Here is a 20,148-nt window from a genome sequence, read left to right as displayed (position 1 = left end):
TGGTACTGGAGGGAGTGTACAGCCCACTGCCGCACTAGGCGAACAGTCCATCGCGATCGGTGGCAACGTGGTATCCAGAGGTGGATCTTCTATCGCCATTGGTGGCGACGATCTAAATGCCGCCTCTGCAGCAAACCTTGATGGCACCTCAGCCTCTGGTGTCAATAATGGCAGTGTCAATGCCACATTCAAAGCTTATACGGGTCGCGACCTTGTTGAACCAACATATTATGCTAGAACTACCGAATCTGATGGCGAAGCCTCTATTGCGATTGGCTCAAAAGCACTGTCTAAAGGGGCACTGTCTATGGCTATTGGCGTACAGTCTTCCTCAGCGGGTGTCGCATCCTCAGCCTTTGGCATGGGATCGTCAGCAAGCTTAGATGGTTCGGTTGCTTTAGGCGCAGGGTCAACCACTGCCACAAACGCAACCACTGAATCGACCATGACAGTTGGCGGGGTCACACACACCATCGCAGGTCCTGCGATGCGAGTTGGTGATCAAGTCTCTGTTGGTTCGGCAGGCGCTGAGCGTCAGATCAAACACGTTGCTGGTGGTGCGGTGAATGCAACCAGCACGGATGCGGTGAATGGCAGTCAATTGCATGCCACCAATGAAGCGGTCGAAAGTAACACGACTACTATTAACCAAGGCTTTGGCTTAAAAGCTGCCGATGGTCAAACTGTAATGAAACAGCTAGGAGAACAAGTTGAAGTAGTTGGTTCTAACGACAATATCGACACAAGAGTGAGAAATGGGAAAATCGAAGTCAAGCTCAACAACAACTTGGATTTAGGTAGCAACGGTAGCGTCAGCACAGGTAACTTATTTAATGGCACTAGTGTGAATCGTTTGGGTATTGTCACTGGTGGTTTTCTAACAGGTGGTGTGACTACGGTTAGTGGCGCTGGTGTGACAGTGACGGGTACAAACCCATTGTCTAATGCAACGTTGACCAGCGATGGTCTAAGCATGGTCAATGGCCCAAGCATCACTAAGTCTGGTGGTGTCAACGCTGGCAATAAGAAAGTTATCAATGTTGATGATGGTGAAAACCCAAATGATGCTGTCAATGTTAGTCAGCTTGTTAATTCTGCTGCCGCTGCTAGAACTGAAGTTGCCGCCGGTACTAACGTTGCTGGTGTGGTGAAGTCTACTGGTGACAATGGTCAAGATGTCTACACGGTCAATGCAGATGGCGCTACCGTATCAAAAGGCTCTGATGCCGTCACCGTAACAGCAGGTGAAAAAGACGAGACGACTAATATAACTGACTATGCCGTTGACTTAAGTGCCGATAGCAAAGCCAGCTTGGTAAAAGCTGATAGTGCCATGCAGACTATTGTTGCTCAAATAGATGGTGAGAGCGTTCAGACACTGACCAAAACGGACAACATTGCTAATTTCATCAGTGGTAAGAACATTATTCTTACTGATGATGGTGGCATTAAGGTTTCTACTACGGATGAGGTGGCTTTCACTGAAGTAACCACAGGCGATACGGTACTGAACACTGGCGGCGTTAACTTCCTTGGTGGCAGTACGGTCAGACTCAGCAGTAACGGTCTTAATAATGGTGGCAACAGAATCACTGAGGTAGCTGATGGTGATGAGGATACAGATGCTGTCAATGTTAGACAGTTAAATGCAACCAATAGTACAGTCGACTTGGGACTGGACTTTACAGGAGACGACACGACTATTGTTGTCAATCGTAAGTTAGGTCAAACCTTAACAATCCAAGGAGGCGCAACGAACTTAACAGAGAACAATATCGGTGTGATTGCTGATCAAGATGGCAATCTAAACGTTAAATTGGCTGAAGATGTAATGCTTGGTACAAACGGTAGCGTGAGAATGGAAAACACGGTTCTCAACAATGCAGGTATCACCATCACTGATGGCCCTAAACAGACCATTACGTTAAGCAATGAAGGTCTTGATAATGGCAATAATAGAATTATCAAAGTTGGTGAAGGGATTGCCCCAAGTGATGCTGTAAACTTCGCACAGCTCACAACGACCAATAATGAAATTGCCAAAGGTATCAAAATTGGTGATGGTAATAGCGATAATGATCAGCAATTTGGATTAGGTGATACGATCAATGTCACAGGTGATAGTAACCTTACTACTATTGCTTCTGTGACTGGCGTTCAAGTTAAACTCAACAACCAGTTGGACTTGGGAGATGAGGGCAGTATGCAAATAGGCAATAGCATCATGAACAACGCAGGCTTTACCTTTGTGGATAGTGGCTTAGGTAGAACGGTCAGACTAAGTAGCACTGGTCTAGACAATGGTGGCAACATCATTCGCAATGTTGGTAGAGGTGAGCTGAACTCTGATGCCGTAAACGTTGGGCAATTGAGAGAAGTGACCATTGCCTTGGATCGAGGTTGGGATATCACTGCTCAAGGTGATATTGCTACTCAGGTAAGACAAGGAGATGCTATCGACCTAAATAGTAGAGATGGTAATATCAAAGTATCTAGAACGTTAGTTAATGATGTGGCTGCCTTTGATGCTAGCACAGGTTTACGTGCAGCAGCTCTACCTGGCAATCCTAATGACATCAGTTTTGATCTAAACCCAGATATTACTTTGGATAGTGTCAACACCGGTGATACCACTATCAGTGATAATGGACTGACCATAACCGATGGTCCAAGTATCACGAAAAGTGGTATTGATGCTGCTAATAATAAAGTCACCAATGTTCAAAATGGTGAAGTTTCAGCGACAAGTCGGGATGCTATGAACGGTAGCCAGCTCTACGCCCAAGGAAGTGGTATCAGTAGCATTATTGGCGGCGATACTGTCTACAATGCTGAGAGTGGTACTTTCACCAATAGCGATATTGGCGGAACAGGTCAGAGCAACATAGACGGCGCAATTGCTTCTATTAGACAAGGCACGATCGAAATCAATGAAAACGTACAGATCAATACCACCGCGATTTCAACGAATACCAGCAATATCGAGACCAACACAATCAACATCGCCACTAATACGACAAACATTCAGTCCAATACGGATAAAATTGATGCGGGTCTTAACTTCGGTGCAGACAGTGGTGATAATATCAACAAACCAGTCGGAGATGAGAGTGTTTTAAGTTTCACGGGTGGTAACAACATAACGACCACAGCAGAAGGCAGTAGCATCAAGTTTGATCTCAACGGCAACATCAACGTTGATAGTGTCACGACTGGCACGACAGTCATCAATAGTAATGGTATCAGCATGCAAGGCGGCCCAAGTATGACCGCTCAAGGAATAAATGCAGGCAGTCAACGTATCACTGGTGTCGCTGATGGTATCGAGGCAACCGATGCCGTCAACTACAGCCAGCTGAGTGCACTTGATAGTAGACTCAATAGTAATATGAGTGATCTAGGCTACAAGATCAATGAAGTAGAAGACGATGCGAATGCAGGTATATCGGCTGCGATGGCAATGTCTGCTTTACCTCAAGCCTATATATCAGGCAAGTCATTGATCGGTGGCGGTGTCAGTACCTATAATGGCGAAAGTGCCGTTGCGGTTGGTTTCTCCAAACTGTCTAATGACGGTCGCTGGGTCATCAAAGTAAATGGTACTGCCGATACTCAAGGCAATGTAGGCGGCGCAGTAGGTGCAGGCTTCCATTTTGATTAAAGCGATTTTGTTATAACGATTATGATGAGATAAAAAAAGCAAGACATCAGATGTCTTGCTTTTTTATGTGTGAATATAACAATAATTAGTACGCAATCAGTCAACGATAGCGACGCTCAGTTGCACAGCCAGAGATGCTGGCAATATATGCGATGCCATTCAGATGCCAGTGATTATTATTAATATAGTCAGTCCAATATGAAAAAGATACAGCGGGACTGGGATGAATTTTTTACAGCCTCTGTCGGCATAGGCACAGCAAGCCAGAAAAATTTATACCAGTTTCACGTTATTAAATACTGTACCCATTTTATTTAGTATCGGCTATAGAATGTGTCTTCATTTTAAAAATGGTGATAAAAATGAGATAAATTGCCATCAAACAAGAAAATAGCCGGTTAACATCGAGATATTAACCAGTTTTTTGACAATGCTTGGCAAGATCTAGCCGTTTTTAGCCCATTGAGATGAGTATCGAGTGCATTGAAGGCGCTCCTCGGTATCACTGCCTTTATATTCTGAACATGGCTGCATGAGGTGTCAATCCAACATAGGCTATGCCTGCTTGACTCATCCAGTGCGGCTGGATAATGCCATGTTGTAAGATCGCATGAATGTCTCTATGTGCTCGCTCTATTCTATGTTTTTTGTATAGTGAAGCAGTGCCAGCCACAGCATAAATCTCAGATACCATGGCTCTAGACTCTCTTGCCGCTTCACAAGATGCTGCCCAGATATCTGCAAGCTGTATATCCGTAAAGGTCTGTTTTTGCTGCGCCGCTTCCCACAGTATCTCTACACTTTGATGAAGCTGTATGCGTCTAGAGGCCAATAGTGTTTTACTCTTTGCAATAGTGTCTTGCACCGTCGTACGGTCGCGCAGATCTGGGTTTTTACCAGGTGTCACTCTTTCAAGACACATATCGATTAAATCATCCATGGTTGCCTTTAAGACGCCTAGCGACATGGCTGCACAGCCAGCGGCATTCATACAGCCAATAGGTAGACGGCTATAGGCACTGTCTATCGTGACAGGACTATCAAAATCAACGGCATATTCTGATTTGACAAAGGCATCTTTGACGATAATATCATGACTGCCTGTACCCTTTAATCCGCCCACATGCCAAGTATCTATAACCTCTACGTCTTTTTTCGGAATAAAAAAACAGCTTTAGATTGGCACCCGGACCTAGTGTGGTTGGAGAGCCTTCAGAAATAACGAGACAACGTAGCACAAACCAGTCTGCCAACTCAGATCCAGAGACCAATGTCCATTGACCAGAGACTAGGTAGCCTCCATCAACTGTGTTAGCCACCCCCTCAGGACGTGCTGAATTGGCATAAACATGAGACGGGTCACTATATATCTCATGCATGCTCGACTCGTCTAAAAATCTACCAAATGTACAGGCCAAATGGTTGTTCCAAACGATCCACGCCGCTGAGGCCTCAGCACTGGCCAGTATCTCATAAACTTTCAACGTTTCTACAGGGTTACCATCCCATCCTCCTAAATATGCCGGTAGACCGAGCCTAAATAACGATTGTTCTGCAAGTTTTTTGACGACGTCTGGGGCAATTTTTCTGTCGTTTTCTGTGTCTTCTCTAGATAAGATTGCCGACTCATATACATGATGTGCCGCATCGGAGGGTAAGGTAATAGTTGTCTGTCCTAAAGGTATATCGTTCATATTGCTCAACCTTATTATTATGAGGAATAAACGGCATCCATGTCTTAAGTCAGTGAGTTATGGGCTTTAGATATGACAATGCCTAGAGTAAGAGTAACCAACTGTTTACAACCATACAACCAATAATTTAAATATATTAAAAATAATATTTATATAAAAGAATATAATAAAAAATGATGCTGTGTTATGGTCGTTATCAGCAATGCAAACGCTGCATTTAGCTCTCTAATATTTATTAAATAAACCCGTATACAGGGTTGTTTTTAATGAGTATTCTAGTAGCTATCATGATACCAAGCCCCTTTACTCGTCTTATCACTACTTGGGTTACCATTGCAGTTGTCATACTGCATGGGATGACTGTATGGGCGATGATGTCTGTAGATAGCTCAAGACCTTCAGAGCCAGCCAATACACCAAAAGCCATTCAGATAGAGTTAATAAAAGAGGCCACTCTCTCTACCAAATCATCTACAGAAAATCCCAGTGCAGAGCCTCAAGCTAACACAGCGCTTCCCAAAACGGTACTTACCAAAACTGAGATAACCAAAACTGGAACACTCAAGCAGCAAACAGATAAGCCAATACAAGATAAGCCAATACAAGATGAGCCAATACAAGATGAGCCAATACAAGATAGTGAGCGTACTAAGTCTCCTGAAACTTTGGCCGTATCAGAGCCAATCAAACGGCGTAAAACGAAAGTAGAAAAGAAACCACTACCTGATAAGACATCATTAAATAAAACCTCTTCTAAAGATAAAGAACCCAAGACAGATGCCACGTCATCAATACAAAGTCTGACAACCGTAGAGTCAAGAAAAATCGTCCGCCTATCTAATGACAACTCTGAAACAGATGATGACTTGTCTGCCATGATTCGAGCAGTGACGGCTCAGTTTAATCGTGAGCAAGCGATACAGAAACGATCAGCTAAAAATCAAGCTGGTAGAAAAGAAGCTGAAAGGGAGCAGTGGCGAGTGCAAGCTGCTAATGAAGCCATTGCAAACATGCTGGCATTGGCCGCTGATCAGGCCGCACAGCAAGATAGTGACCAATCTGAATTGAACAATCAGACAGACAAAAACAAAGCAATACTTTTTGCTGCAGATGATGGTAGGTGGATTGAGGGGAGCGAGCCGACCACTGGTGTGCCATCGCTGGTATGGCGCAACGTCAGTACTGGGTTAGGGGATGTCTTTATCGTCATGCTAGAGCTGCATGTCAATAAAGAAGGCTATGTGACAGAGGTGCAGGTACTTGAGTCATCAGGCAGTCCGATCATTGATGCCATCGCCACGACTCAAGTCAGAGCAGGGCAACTCAATCCGCTAAAAGACAATGGCATCGTCGTCGATGCCATTGTCCCTATGTCGCTGGTTTATGAGCGGTCTTAGTATTTGCTACTAGCAAAAAATGCCTCACAAGCTTTTACTGTTTTGAGTCAAGTTGTCCGTCAATGAGCCATTTAAAAGGCTCGCTCAAAAAACCACCACAGCGCTATCAAAATACTGATCAGCGAACCCGTATAAAATATGCCCCATTTATAAAATTGGGTATGACGCAGTAGTAAGGCGATAGGGAAAACCACAGCGATAAATACCAACTGTCCCAATTCGATACCGACATTGAAGCTGAGTAACGCTAGTACCCGCGCGCTTGTGGCAAGTGGTAAGTCTACCAGTACGTTGGCAAAACCAAATCCATGAATCAGACCAAAAACGAACGCCAGATAAATGGCTCGTACTCGCAGCATGGGCACTAAATTATTGAGCGCAGCAAAGGCAATAGACAGCGCGATGACCGACTCAATAAAGCGGGCAGGCACGCTGACGATTTGTAATGCTGCCAAGGTCAAGGTAATGGAGTGGGCGAGCGTGAATGAGGTTGCGATCCAAAAAATCTCAAGTAGCGCCGCTTTTGGTTTAGCAACTGCGACCAGTTGTTTCTGTTTGCGCATGTATACAGCAGGTATAAGCAGCACGAATAAAAACAGCAGATGATCGAGGCCAATAAGCAAATGATGAACACCGCTTTTGAGGAAGTTGGTGGCAATAGACAGCCATCCTGAGTTTGCCTCTGAGCCTAAAGGTGTTGATCCCACGGCCAATACTTGCAATGCTGCGTCATCACCAGATTCCGTTAGAATCAGACGATGATTGGCATCGATACCGGCCAATATCTGATAATCAAGATTATCGATAGGCTGCTCACAGCGTAATGCAAAATTGTTATACAGATAGTTAAAACCGCCACGCGTGTTGATAGCCAGTGGTGAAAAGCTTGTTATTTGGCACAATTGATCAGCGCTTGCTAGCTTTATCTTAGACGTTACAAGCTGCTCTATCAGCGATGTCTGCGCTTTTACCTCCGCCCAACTGACCTGCTGGTCTTGGTTTGGATCGATGTTTATGAGTAATGCCAAATCGCGAAGTGATAGCTCGTACTCAGCCTCGTATATCACGCCTGCTGCATTGTTTGAGTCCTCTACCGCTAGGTTTAGATACGCGGTACTAGATTCGTGTGCTTGCGCGACAGTGCCTATTAGCAATAAGAAAACCAGTGCGATATAACGATAGGTGTGATGCCATATGCTTTTATTTGGTGCGCTCATAAGGGGTTATCCTTGCTCGTCACTGGCGTACCTGATGTTTTGGCGGTTGAGTTTGGTATGTTGTTAGCATGGCAATGTAGGCAATCATCAATCTTACCTAAAAGTAATGCACGCTCAAGTGCTGGGTATTCAAACTGCGTGTCTGTCATAAACTGACGTAGTAGCTGAATATCCTTTTGGCTGCTAGCTTTGATAGCGGCTGTTGCATATAGCACGATATCGGCTGTTTCACGTTGATTTTTCCAGTTATCAATGGCCAATTTCAGGGCTGAGTCTGTGTCATTTGCGAGCAAAGCATAAGCCGCTTGTTCTCGCATATGAGCGTTTTCTTGACGTATCCGCCAGACATCGATGCGCTCTTTCATTAAGGTTAAGTTTTTCTGAGCGTTAGTATCTTTTAATTTTATTTGCGCGCTAATAAGGCGTAGCAGTAGGGCATCTTTATCGGTATGCATTTGTAATAGCGTACGCACGCGCTGGTACTCACCAATGCTCAACAACCAATCTGCCTGAGCCATCAATGCAGGTACGGTCTGATCATCCATTGCATCAAACACTTGATTGGACAGGGCAGTATCCTGACTACGCAGTGCTGCATCTGCTTGAATCAAATAGATCCAGCGTGCTGTCGATGCATCTAGGCCAGGTGCTAGGGCAGCCAGTCCAGCGAGGGTTTGTTTTACGGAGTCAAGCTGTCCTGTCATGCTTTGTATTTGAGCGGCGCAGGCCAGTGCATAAACACGCAGTTCTGGGTTATTGAGTCTTTTGCAATAGCTCATGGCCTCTGTGAACTGACCTTGAACCACCAGTAGAGATGACAGTGTCAATAAGGCATCTGGATGAGCGGCATCGCGACTGAGTATTTGTTTTAATAGATCTTTTGCTTGATCAAACTTATGATCGGACTGAAGTGCCCTTGCTTGTAACATAAGCGTATCGGTACTTTGATCGGTGCTCTGATCCAATTGCGCGCGAGCTTGTCCTAACGCGCGTGGATCACCTTGCAGATAAGCACGCTCTAATAATTGACTGGTTTGCTCCAGAGAGTTTTTGCTGGTGTCAGAGGCAAAATCAGCTGAGGTTAGGTAACGCGCTGGGGGGGAGTCTTCGGGCAATACTGCGAGAATCTGTTGGTCGTCTGTCGGGATAAAAGGGGCCGCATGAATAAGCGGTATGCTGACGAATATTAACAGTAGTAATTTGATAGGAAATTGAATCCAGTGCATAAAATACCTCAGCTTAGAACATAAAGAAACACCCAATCAGTAAACTGATTAGGTGCTGGATTTATCTCACACGACACTATAGCGAGGCGTTGGCGCCTGTCACTACAACAGGCTCTGCCAAATTGGCCTCGGGCAGTACAATCCGATCGATATCCTGAGGTTCATCGGTGTCCACATTGTTGCTGGCATCAATTACGTCATTGGCTCTGTTGACAGCCAATTCAGCCTTGGCTTGGTCTACGGCAACATCGCTCTTGCCCAGATTTGACGAGCTATCATTATCATTGAAACAACCAGAAAGCGCAGCTGATCCAGTGATCAATACGGCTAACATTATATAGCGCATAGTATTTCTCCTTGGGTTAGATTCAGCTTATCGGCTACCTGGGGTTGGGGTGGTTAGATAAGGAAATACTGAGTCAAATTCGGTTGCAGGTTTAAGTGCACCATCAGTGAATAGTGCCTTGCCAGCTTTGGCATCAGCAGGGACACAAGTGACAGCGGCCGGTAAGCCTGCATGACATAGGGCGCCCATTGATACTCTTAGTGCGATATCGGTCACATCATCACCCGGACGTCTACCATTCGGGAAACCTGCGACATCGTTAGCAGTACTTGGACGGCCATCGTTTTGAGCATCAATAATACTAATCACGCCCAAATCGTTCTGATTGGCAGCAGCGACCGCCGCTATACTGGTGTTTAGACGCAGCATGTCTGATGGCACCATATTTTCGTTAGCTGGTTTGTTGACAGTAGGAACGCCTGTCAAAAATGCGGTGACCAAATCTTGACGCGGGAAGTTCGTTGGTGCTGGTGCTTGTGGGTATAGCGTCTGAATTAGAGCAGGAAGCGTTGGATAAAAGACATAAGGCGCAAATTTTGCGACGTCATCTTTTGGCTCTGAGGCATTGAACTTGTCTTTGTCTTTAAGACCGATGACCACTTCGTTAACCAGTGGCATACCGAGTCTTGAAACCTGAGTCCATGCCCCACCTTTTTTGGCAGTAGTGCTGATACCAGAAGCAGGATTGCCATTGACCAAGGTCGCTTGACGCACGCTGGCTGTTGTCCAAGCGCCAATTACAGGGTCTTTGCTCGTGCTATTGACGAGACACGCTTTTGGCACTTCCATCGCGATTGAGGTGACGTTTTTGTCCGCTAGAGTGTTGGTGCCGCCATCACGTGCACCTAGTGGGTTTAGGTTGACCAAGTCAAACACTTTACCTAGATCAATAGCAAAACCTTCAGCACGCTGACCGACAAACACTCGACCTGTACCACAGCTGCCTAGATTTAGTGGCTTAATAAAGCTGCGCGCATAGGTAGGATAGTCTGTAAACGATTTAGTACCAATATAGTCAAATGGCTTGTCAAAATTGCCTAATGAGGTGCGCGAGCCACTACGGCGATCGCCCTTAACCATCGTTACGTTGTAGCTTTCGTTCGTTTGCACGTTAGTAGGGTTGGATGCATCACCTGCATTAGACAATGGAATGGCAATGTTTGGCGTCGATGGATCACCATCTGAGTCAATCTCAATGCTGTTTAGCTCTTGAGTAAAATCAAACTGAAAGGTGATGTCTTCGACAGCATCGCCGTTGTTATCAACATGAATCTCATAAAGGGCATCTGAATCTAAGGCAAAATAATTCGGTCCACCGTAAGCGTCCTGCAGCGGTAAATAGTTAGCAATAATCGTGACATAATCTGCTCGATTGGCTTCATAACTATTGAACATATAAAAGTCAGAGGCATCGACTTTTGGAGTTTTGGTGATGGAAGGGGCTTCACGGTGACTTGAGGCGATAGCACTTGCACTCATGCACAGTGTTACCGCTGCTATTAGAGCCTTTGTGGTGTATTTCATACGAATCCTTGTATATAAACTTTGAGTAATAATGCGTCTGTGGTTCAGTGCTTCCTTTAAATACTGGTTAACTTAATAAGAGGCTTGTTAAGTTGTTTTTAAATATACACTTGTTTACTATATTGTGTCTACGTTTTTATCGAATTTAATAGATTGATAATTATGGTTTTTTTGGTGCATCAGATTGCATCATAGGATCGGCATCTGCAAAGGCTTTTAGGGTACGGCAGTGCGTATCAATAGCGACGATATTGGGATAATCACTAAGGTCTACTTTAAAGCGCCGTGCAGAAGATACTTGCGGAATCAAATAGCAATCTGCGAACGTAGGACTGTCACCATAGCAAAATTTTCCACGACCTTTATCTGCCGATAAGCGTGTCTCTAACGCCACAAATCCTTCACTGATCCAACGATTGCACCATACAATGACATCTTCCTCGTCTACTAACAGCTCATTACGCAGGTATTGTAAAATGCGGCGATTATTAAGTGGATGGATGTCGCAACCAACCATGGCGCTCAGTGCACGTACATGCATGCGCCCAGCAGCATCGTTGGGCAATAGTGCATGTTCAGGGTAAGCCTCTTCTAACCACTCCAAGATAGCTGGACTTTGATATAATAATAAATCGTCAGCTTGTAGGACAGGCACTAATCCTTGCGGATTAATTGCTTTGAAGGCAGATTCTAACTGTTCATCCTGTGCCAGATTGATCGTGATATCATCGTAATCTAAGCCTTTTAGGTTCATAGCGATACGAGTACGGTAAGAAGTGCTACTACGAAAGTAGCCATAAAGTGTCATCATTATTCATGTCCTTATGTAAATGTGTTTTTATAAAGATAAATATTATGAAGTAAGGTCTATATCTCAATGATATTTAATCGGGCAAGCCATTATTGAACAAACCATTAGCAAGAAAACCATCATTAAAAAATAACCAAGCACACCAGAATCGAGCAAATCATGCCAGCAGACAAAACCCTTGTAGACAGTTCTATCACTAGTAAAAACCAAAGTGGGGTTCAGTCGCTTGAGATTGGGCTATCGATACTCGATGTGCTGATCGACCGCAATGAGCCCATGATGCTAAAGGATATCGCTGAAGCCATGCAAATGCATCCAGCAAAATCCCATCGTTACTTGGTCAGTCTCATCCGCAAAAACTATGCGCGTAAACTTGATGATGGTCGATATGGAGTGGGTGATAGAGTCAATGCATTGGCTGCGCTGCGACATACTGGGTTTAATCAAAATGATATATTGGCACGTCTCACGCAAGTGGCTAATGAAATCAAGGACACCTTAAACTGCGGTGTACAAATTGCCAAATGGTTTAGCGAAGGCCCTATTATTATTCAGTCCGTTGAGCCAGACAGTCCGATTAGTATCATCACTCGCATCGGCTCGCGTATGCCTCTGACGACATCGGCCACAGGGCAATTATTTGCCAGTTATCAACCTGATACCGTCATTCAGCCATTGGTCACAGCTGAATGGCATACGAGTAATACCGCTGCAGATATGGCCAAGAAGTGGCAGGATTTTACCCAGCTACAAGCCAAAATACGTACTCAAGGCTATGCGACAGTGGCGGGTGATATGCTCATGGGGATTAACGCTATTACGATACCTGTCGTATTGCCGCAGCTTGCCAATAGTGCTGTTAAGCCATCCACAAGTAGCGACAAAACTATTAGCGAAGCGCTACCACTAGAATACGCCATCACTATTATTGGAACCACAGAGCAATTGCCAATGAGCGAGCAACATAATGTGGTAGAGCTAATACTAACGATAGCGAGGCGTTATCAAATTGCCTAGCCAGTATGTGGTGCTATAAGCTAGGGTGTGTCTTCAATTCATCCTTTAAACCATACAGGCGCTACTGGCCGCTTTTGCTTTTTTGTATACATTGTCAGCGTCTAGACCAGTCGCATTTACCTCATCAAGGTAATGCTGAGAGCCTTTCATTAATGGACCTCTCCAATCTGGGTCATTAAGTGGATCAGGGATATCGATCATGATATCGCCTTTTGCTTTGGCAGCGGCCATCGCTTTGGCATTACTCACATCAAACACCTCCGATATATGCGCTGCCAGCGCTGCGCCTGAATTATCATCAATTACTTTCTTTAGGTCATCAGGCAAACTGTTATATTTCTCTTTATTCATACTGATAACGAAGGTGGAGTTATAAAAAGGAATGTTGGTGTGCGTATTGATTAACTCGTCAAGGCGAAATGCTTGAATCGGCTGCCAAGTAAAGCTAAGCCCGTCAATGACACCGCGCTGAAGAGAGGTATAGGTATCACTGGCAGGCATGCCGACAGGTGCAGCACCCGTCGCCTCAATAATGTGGCTAGCAACGGCAGAAGGTTGACGAATACGCAGACCTTTCATATCGGCTGGCGTGCGAATCGGTTTATCAACGGTATGAAGCGCACCTTGTCCAGTCCCTATCAGCGCTAACAAGTGAGTGTCTTCGTACTCGTCTTTAATGACACCCTCGTCATATAGTTTATGAAGTATACAGCTCTGCTGCTGTGCGGTATTGGTGATGCCTGGCAACTCTACAATTTGAGTCAAAGGAAAACGTCCTGCCGTATATCCTTGTGCTTGCATACCAATATCCACACTACCTTTAGCCGTAGCGTCATAGGTAGCTCCTGGTTTGCTAAGCGTTGCAGAAGGGTATATCTCAACCTTTAAGCGGCCTTTCGAATCGGCTTCAATTTTCTTTGCCCATGGCTCCAATGCTTCGGTGTTTATATTGTCAGTAGCAGTCATGAAATGCGAGAACCGCAATGTCGTCACTTTAGCTGCATCTGTAGACGCGCCAGCTGCTTGGTCGTTATTGGAGCAGCCAGTCATTGCCATCGTGGCAGCTAGAAATATTCCTAGAGGGGTTTTTACTTTCATCATAGAGTCCTTTCATGATGGTTGGGTATAATTTGCTATCTTTTGTGACCTAGGGCGTGTCTTCAATGAAGACACGCCCTAGGTCATTTAGGCTTAAAGCGATGATTTATTGACCATAGGGAGAAAAGGTAGCAAACAGAAAGATAGGGGAATTTACTCGCCGACGGGCGCAATTTCGCGCGCTTCAGCTAACTCATCACTATGCAAAAACTGCGTATGTGCTGGGGCGCGTTTGGTACGAGACCATTCATCTAGCATGTCTTGCTTGATGGCGTCTGTAATCATCGAGACTTTATCTTCTGAGGTCGGGTCATCATAGGTCAGCTCTAAACGATGACCATTAGGATCAAAGAAGTAAATCGAGTGAAAGATGCCATGATTGGTCACGCCAATGACATCGATGCCGCCTTTCTCCAAATGCTCTTTGGCAACGATTAATTCGTCGCGGTCCTTAACCTTTAGCGCTAAATGCTGCACCCAGCTTGGGGTGTTTGGATCAAAGCCCATTTCAGGTTGATTGGGTACTTCAAAGAAAGCTAAAACATTGCCGCTGCCTGCATTCAAGAAGACATGCATATAGGGATCAAAGGCTTTGGTCGAGGGCACATGGTCTTCTGCGAATGCCAAAATAAAATCCATGTTCAAATGCTTTTTGTACCATTCGACCGTTTCTTTGGCATCTTTGCAGCGATAAGCCACATGATGAATCTTTTCAATGGTAAAGCTCATATCAATATCCTTTTGATAAGGCGTGTCACTCATTTGGCTTTATTCACATAATTATGAGTAGGTGAATACGCTTGTCTTTCTATTAGCCCGCATGAGAATTTTCACGCCTATTTTGCTATTTCTTTGTCTGTATTATTTGATGTATATTATTTTTCAAATGCTATTTATCAAAATCAAAGCTAAGCGCTGGTAATACTTTGCCGCGTACTTCACCAAAGCCAACACGGATGCCGTCTTTTTCGCTATAGCCTTTCATGATGACGGTGTCGCCATCTTCGATGAAGCTGCGTGTCTCGCCACTTTTTAGCGTGACAGGTTTGGTCGCATTCCAAGCAATCTCTAGCATCGAGCCATACGACTCTGGTGTTGGGCCTGAAATCGTACCTGAGCCCATCATGTCACCGACTTCTACCTTACAGCCAGTGATGGTGTGGTGGGTAAGCTGCTGTGCCATCGACCAGTACATGTATTTAAAATTGGTCTCGCAAATGACTGTCGCTGTTTCTGCATCTTTAGGTAGTAGCTCAACTGACAGATTGATATCAAAGCTGTTGTCGCTCGATTTTTCATTTAAATAAGCAAGGGGCTTGGGTTCTTGTGCTGGACAAGCTGTTTTAAACGGTGCCAATGCATCCATCGTGACAATCCAAGGGGAAACCTCAGAGGCAAAAGTCTTGGCATTGAATGGACCTAAAGGTACGTATTCCCACTTTTGGATATCTCGTGCTGACCAGTCATTGAGTAGCACCATACCAAAGATATGATCAGAGGCCTCATCTACGGCGATTGGTTGACCGATATGATTGCCTTTTCCAACGACAAATGCAGTCTCTAACTCAAAATCTAAACGCTTACAGGCTGAGAAGATAGGGCGGTCTTCTGCATTGGGTTTTAGCTGACCGGATGGGCGTATCACATCGGTACCGCTGACGATGACGGTGCTGGCGCGTCCGTTGTAGCCGACAGGCATTTCAGTCCAGTTGGGTAGTAGAGCGTTGTTTGGATCGCGGAACATGGTACCGACGTTGGTCGCGTGCTCTTTAGACGAGTAAAAGTCGGTAAAGCCAGGCACTTGCACAGGCAAATACATCGTGACATCTGCTTGCTTAAACAGTACCTTTTTCTGCAAGTCTGCATTGTCACGTAAGGTAGCATTGTCGCTAGATAGTAGTGTCTGAATGGTGGTGCGTGCCTGTGTCCAATTGTCTCGACCTGAGTCAATAAAAGCATTTAGAGTAGGCTGATCAAAATAAGGGCCACCTTCCATACTTAATAACCCTTCTGTCTCTAGTACAGACAAATCAAGCACGTGCTCACCAATGGCAATGCCTGCACGGCGCTTGTTATTAGCAGCAGCATCTTCGTTTTCGCTAAAAATACCGTAAGGGAGATTGTGGATTGAAAAGTCAGAATCCGTGGCGATATCGATAAAAGAGGTGAGGGTACTGTCAATCGTTGACATGATTTGCTCCTTGCTAATATAAATTGTGAATTACGTTATAATTAACTACTTACGTATAATGTAATTTATTGATATATCGATTGCAAGTTTTTTGTGCAATGTCTTCCGTCAAAGGGATATTTTGAAAAGTTACTGTCGGTGTTCTGACTAAATGGTTCTGACTAGATGGTTTTGACGAAATAGTTTTGATTAAATGCCATGCACAAAAAAAGGCCAAGCAATCGCTCAGCCTTCTTCATTCACGTTTATCTCTTATCAAGTTACATATCAAGTAACCTATTAAGTAAGTTGGCTCAATCAGTCTTTTAGGACATCTGCCATGGCATTGGCCACATAGTCGATGTTACTGGTGTTCAGGCCAGCCACACACATACGTGAGTTAGAGACCATATAAACACCAAACTCACTTTGTAAGCGCTCGACTTGCTCAGGTGTGAGACCTGTGAAGCTAAACATACCGTTTTGGCGAGTGATGTAGTCAAAGTTGCGGTTAGGGATTTTAGCTTCTAACACAGACTTTAGCTTTAGACGCATCGCTTTGATACGGTCGCGCATGGCATAAACTTCGCCAACCCACTGCTCATGCAGCGCTTCATCGTTCATGACGATATCGACGACACGTCCACCATGTGATGGCGGGCTTGAATAGATACGGCGTACGGCTGCATTTAGCTGACCAAACACACGATCGGTTTCGTCTGCGGTTGGGCATACGACAGACAGGCCGCCGACACGCTCGCCATATAGCGATAAGTTTTTAGAGAAGGAGTTACTGACAAACAGTGGTAAGCCCATATCAACCGCTTTACGGATAGCATAAGCGTCGCTGTCCATGTCTTCGCCAAAACCTTGATAGGCGATATCCATGAATGGAATCAGCTCACGCGCTTGCACGACGTTTAACACAGTATCCCATTGGGCTTGGGTCAAATCCATACCGGTTGGATTGTGACAGCAAGGGTGCAACAGAACCACGTCATCTTTGTTTAGGGTCTCAAAAAACGCAATCATCTCATCGAATTTGATGCCGCCATTGGCTTTGTCGTAGTACGGGTATTTGCCCACTTCGACATCAGAGCCTTCAAAGATGGCAATGTGATTGCCCCATGTTGGATCGCTCACATAACATTTGGCGTGCGGAAACCATTCATTGATAAATTCAGCGCCGATTTTTAGTGCGCCAGACCCACCGATGGTCGCGATAGTCGCGACTAGGCCGTCTTTTAATACTTGTGCGTCTTTACCAAATAATAGCTCCTGACAGCCTTTACGGTGTCCAGGCAAGCCTGCCATCGGTAAGTATGGACGCGGTGCGATAGGATCAGCAATACGCTCTTCGGCTGTTTTGACACAGTCGAGTACAGGCAATACGCCATTCTCATCATAATAAATACCAATACCTAAATTGACCTTGTTAGGATTGCTATCTGCTGAGTACTTTTCCATAAGACCTAAGATTGGATCACCAGCGTAATAATCGATACGTTCAAACATGCCATTTCCTTATAAAAATATAAATCGAGCAGCCGAAAATCATAGAGCAAATCGCAGCTGAACTCAACACGAGAGTGAGTTATATGAGGCAATTAATAAAATAAATGTCCAAATAGTTTGTTTATCCGTCTATCAAGCGCATTTGAGGTGCTATACGTCATTTGGTAGACGATTATTCAGAGTGATGTAAGTCGTTATAATGAGTCGCAAAATACGTTTGCAGAAACTGTTTAAAGGCAATCGTCGCCGGAGACAACGCCCGTGAGGCTCGCTGATAGATAAAAAACTGTCGCATTTTGACCGGTTGTGTGAGTGGGCGCATCAGCAGACCATTGGCACTGACCCAATCAATGACCTCAGGCATATAGGGTAAGCATAAGGTAATGCCGAAACCTTGGCGCGTCATCTCAAGCGCGGTGGACATAAAATTCACCTTGTAGCGGGCTTGTTCGATATGAGCGGAAATAGAATCATCGAGCTCTGCGGTTACTTGCTCAAGGAACGGGCCTTGTAAGGTAATCAGCGGCGTCTCTAATAAATCTTGCCAAGTAATTTCATCTCTTTCTGCCAGCGCATGATTGTCTGGCATAACCACGCAAAATGGTAGCTGATATAACAAGTCAGCACCGATATCATCATCAGCTTCTATAAAACCAAGCTCGGTGCCAACGCCTAAATCGACTTCGATATCTTGAATATGCTTGAGTAAATTTTCTGCTGAGCAGTCCAGTAGTGAGACGCCAATATTTGGATATTTTTTGGCGAACTGGGCGATGACGGCAGGCAGGGAGGACGCCGCGAACTGAGAAACAGCCAAGCGCACCTGACCTTGGGCTAAGCTGGTCAAGCTACTCGCTTCATTTTCAAATAGCTGCATCTCGTTCAAGATGCGCCGCGCTTGTGGGAGTAGATGCCGTCCGACTGCTGACAAAGACAACTGACGAGTGGTGCGATCAAACAGCACGATACCGAGGCCAGATTCTAATTCTTTAATCAATCCGCTGACAGCAGATTGAGTCAAATACATCTGTTCGCTAGCACGAGTGAAACTGCCGTTGTCAGCGACTTTGATAAAGGCGGTCAATTGGCGAATGCTGATATTCATAAGTAAACCTGATAAATAAATAATAAAAAACAATTAGTCTTATAAATAAAGCTAATCTAATATAAATACAACGTCAACAATAAAGATTGATTATCAATCGTTTTATGGATTTTTATTACTAACCGACTTTTTACCACCAATTGAAATTAAGGATAATTACAATGGCAGATTTATTTGACAACCCAATGGGACTAAATGGATTTGATTTTGTTGAGTTCGCCTCTCCGCAACCTGATGCGGTCGACGCATTGTTTAAGCAGCTTGGTTTTGCCCATGTTGCCAACCACAGATCAAAAGACGTGGCGCTATACCGCCAAGGTGATATCAACCTTATCCTAAACCGCGAGCCAAAAAGCCCAGCCAGTTACTTTGTTGAAGAGCATGGCGCTGGTGCTTGTAGCATGGGCTTTCGCGTAAAAGACGCCAAAAAAGCGTACGAGCGTGCGGTAGAAACGGGTGCGCAGCCAGTAGATGTGCCAACAGGGGTAATGGAGCTCAGATTGCCTGCTATCAAAGGCATCGGCGGCTCACTAATCTATTTGATTGACCGTTATAAAGATGGTGAATCTATCTATGATGTCGACTTTGAGTTCTTTGCAGATATCGATAGAAACCCTGTCGGCTATGGCTTCAAAGTCATCGACCATTTAACGCACAACGTCTATCGTGGACGCATGGCGTACTGGGCAAAATTTTATGAGCGTATCTTTAATTTCCGCGAGATTCGTTACTTTGACATCAAAGGTGAGTACACGGGACTAACCAGTAAAGCCATGACCGCACCTGATGGCAAAATCCGCATTCCATTAAATGAAGAAGCCAAACAGGGCGGTGGACAGATCGAAGAGTACCTAATGCATTTCAATGGTGAAGGTATTCAGCATATTGCTCTAGCCAGTGATGATTTGTTTGCCAGTATCGATAAACTAAAAGCAGCTGGTATTCCGTTGATGACTGCACCAAATGCTGCTTACTATGACATGCTGAGCGAGCGTTTGCCAAACCACGGTGAAAATGTGGCTGAATTGCAAATGCGCGGTATCTTATTAGATGGCACAACAGAGGGCGGCGCACCGCGTCTGCTGCTACAGATTTTCTCTGAAACCATTTTGGGTAGCCCAGTGTTCTTTGAGTTCATTCAGCGTAAAGGCGATTATGCAGACGGTTTTGGTGAAGGTAACTTTAAAGCGTTGTTTGAATCGATAGAGCGCGACCAAGTGCGTCGTGGCACAGTCGGTCAGCCAGAGACTGAAACGCTATAAAACTACCTAACGCTTAGACCACATTTAACAAACGGACAAGACAAAAGGACTTTGTATTGTCCTTAATAAGTGCATTACCTAAAAGCATACTGCAAAGGTAATGCT

At 44.8% G+C, this 20,148-nt stretch carries 16 protein-coding genes; 4 read left to right on the top strand and 12 right to left on the bottom strand.

The window, feature by feature from the left end; all coding sequences use genetic code 11:
* Positions 1-307: 307 nt before the first annotated feature.
* The gene (locus tag IP485_RS13925; protein ID WP_413787011.1) at positions 308-3,661 is read left to right on the top strand and encodes a YadA-like family protein; all 3,354 of its coding nucleotides are present in this window, start codon (positions 308-310) and stop codon (positions 3,659-3,661) included.
* Positions 3,662-4,172: 511 nt separating this feature from the next.
* Here IP485_RS13925 and IP485_RS00870 read toward each other — a convergent pair.
* Together IP485_RS00870 and IP485_RS00865 are read right to left on the bottom strand one after the other, a co-directional pair.
* Positions 4,173-4,784: a hypothetical protein gene (locus IP485_RS00870; protein ID WP_198325603.1), complete on the bottom strand. Its 612-nt coding sequence runs from the start codon at positions 4,782-4,784 to the stop codon at positions 4,173-4,175.
* Positions 4,753-5,355, bottom strand: a complete 603-nt coding sequence (locus tag IP485_RS00865) for an acyl-CoA dehydrogenase family protein (RefSeq protein WP_198325602.1) — start codon at positions 5,353-5,355, stop codon at positions 4,753-4,755. The genes IP485_RS00870 and IP485_RS00865 overlap by 32 nt, the downstream gene beginning before the upstream one ends.
* A 266-nt stretch (positions 5,356-5,621) precedes the next feature.
* Between IP485_RS00865 and IP485_RS00860 the strand changes: the two genes are divergently transcribed.
* Positions 5,622-6,752 (top strand): energy transducer TonB, encoded by a 1,131-nt coding sequence (locus IP485_RS00860; protein ID WP_198325601.1) that lies wholly within the window; start codon positions 5,622-5,624, stop codon positions 6,750-6,752.
* Between the two features lie 71 nt (positions 6,753-6,823).
* Here IP485_RS00860 and IP485_RS00855 read toward each other — a convergent pair whose 3' ends face one another.
* The 5 genes from IP485_RS00855 to maiA form a co-directional block, all read right to left on the bottom strand.
* The gene (locus tag IP485_RS00855; RefSeq protein WP_198325600.1) at positions 6,824-7,969 is read right to left on the bottom strand and encodes a HupE/UreJ family protein; all 1,146 of its coding nucleotides are present in this window, start codon (positions 7,967-7,969) and stop codon (positions 6,824-6,826) included.
* Entirely contained in the window at positions 7,966-9,195 is a 1,230-nt protein-coding gene (locus IP485_RS00850) for a tetratricopeptide repeat protein (RefSeq protein WP_198325599.1), read from the bottom strand. Before IP485_RS00850 ends, IP485_RS00855 begins: the two co-directional genes overlap by 4 nt.
* A gap of 76 nt (positions 9,196-9,271) precedes the next feature.
* Positions 9,272-9,541 (bottom strand): hypothetical protein, encoded by a 270-nt coding sequence (locus IP485_RS00845; protein ID WP_198325598.1) that lies wholly within the window; start codon positions 9,539-9,541, stop codon positions 9,272-9,274.
* 27 nt (positions 9,542-9,568) lie between these two features.
* Positions 9,569-11,065, bottom strand: coding sequence for a DUF4331 domain-containing protein (locus IP485_RS00840; protein ID WP_198325597.1), 1,497 nt, complete (start codon positions 11,063-11,065; stop codon positions 9,569-9,571).
* A 160-nt stretch (positions 11,066-11,225) separates the two neighbouring features.
* Positions 11,226-11,873 (bottom strand): maleylacetoacetate isomerase, encoded by a 648-nt coding sequence (gene maiA / locus IP485_RS00835; protein WP_198325986.1) that lies wholly within the window; start codon positions 11,871-11,873, stop codon positions 11,226-11,228.
* A gap of 162 nt (positions 11,874-12,035) precedes the next feature.
* On the opposite strand from maiA, the gene IP485_RS00830 reads away from it, so the two are divergent.
* Positions 12,036-12,893: an IclR family transcriptional regulator gene (locus IP485_RS00830; RefSeq protein WP_198325596.1), complete on the top strand. Its 858-nt coding sequence runs from the start codon at positions 12,036-12,038 to the stop codon at positions 12,891-12,893.
* A gap of 45 nt (positions 12,894-12,938) precedes the next feature.
* On the opposite strand, the gene IP485_RS00825 is transcribed toward IP485_RS00830, so the two are convergent.
* The 5 genes from IP485_RS00825 to IP485_RS00805 form a co-directional block, all read right to left on the bottom strand.
* Positions 12,939-13,991 (bottom strand): TRAP transporter substrate-binding protein, encoded by a 1,053-nt coding sequence (locus tag IP485_RS00825; protein ID WP_198325595.1) that lies wholly within the window; start codon positions 13,989-13,991, stop codon positions 12,939-12,941.
* Positions 13,992-14,144: 153 nt separating this feature from the next.
* A complete protein-coding gene (locus IP485_RS00820; RefSeq protein WP_198325594.1) occupies positions 14,145-14,720 on the bottom strand; it encodes a VOC family protein in 576 nt (191 codons plus the stop codon).
* Positions 14,721-14,880: 160 nt separating this feature from the next.
* Entirely contained in the window at positions 14,881-16,182 is a 1,302-nt protein-coding gene (gene fahA, locus IP485_RS00815) for a fumarylacetoacetase (protein ID WP_198325593.1), read from the bottom strand.
* A gap of 297 nt (positions 16,183-16,479) precedes the next feature.
* On the bottom strand, positions 16,480-17,676 hold the full coding sequence (locus tag IP485_RS00810) for an aromatic amino acid transaminase (RefSeq protein WP_198325592.1): 1,197 nt from the start codon (positions 17,674-17,676) through the stop codon (positions 16,480-16,482).
* Between the two features lie 172 nt (positions 17,677-17,848).
* On the bottom strand, positions 17,849-18,781 hold the full coding sequence (locus IP485_RS00805) for a LysR family transcriptional regulator (protein ID WP_198325591.1): 933 nt from the start codon (positions 18,779-18,781) through the stop codon (positions 17,849-17,851).
* A gap of 161 nt (positions 18,782-18,942) precedes the next feature.
* On the opposite strand from IP485_RS00805, the gene hppD reads away from it, so the two are divergent.
* On the top strand, positions 18,943-20,043 hold the full coding sequence (gene hppD / locus IP485_RS00800; protein WP_198325590.1) for a 4-hydroxyphenylpyruvate dioxygenase: 1,101 nt from the start codon (positions 18,943-18,945) through the stop codon (positions 20,041-20,043).
* Positions 20,044-20,148 lie beyond the last annotated feature (105 nt).

Source organism: Psychrobacter sp. NG27 (assembly GCF_016106655.1).
In the GTDB taxonomy this organism is placed as follows: Bacteria; Pseudomonadota; Gammaproteobacteria; order Pseudomonadales; family Moraxellaceae; genus Psychrobacter.
The sequence above is the reverse complement of the archived record's forward strand: the minus strand, read 5'-3'. Positions and strand labels throughout refer to the sequence as shown.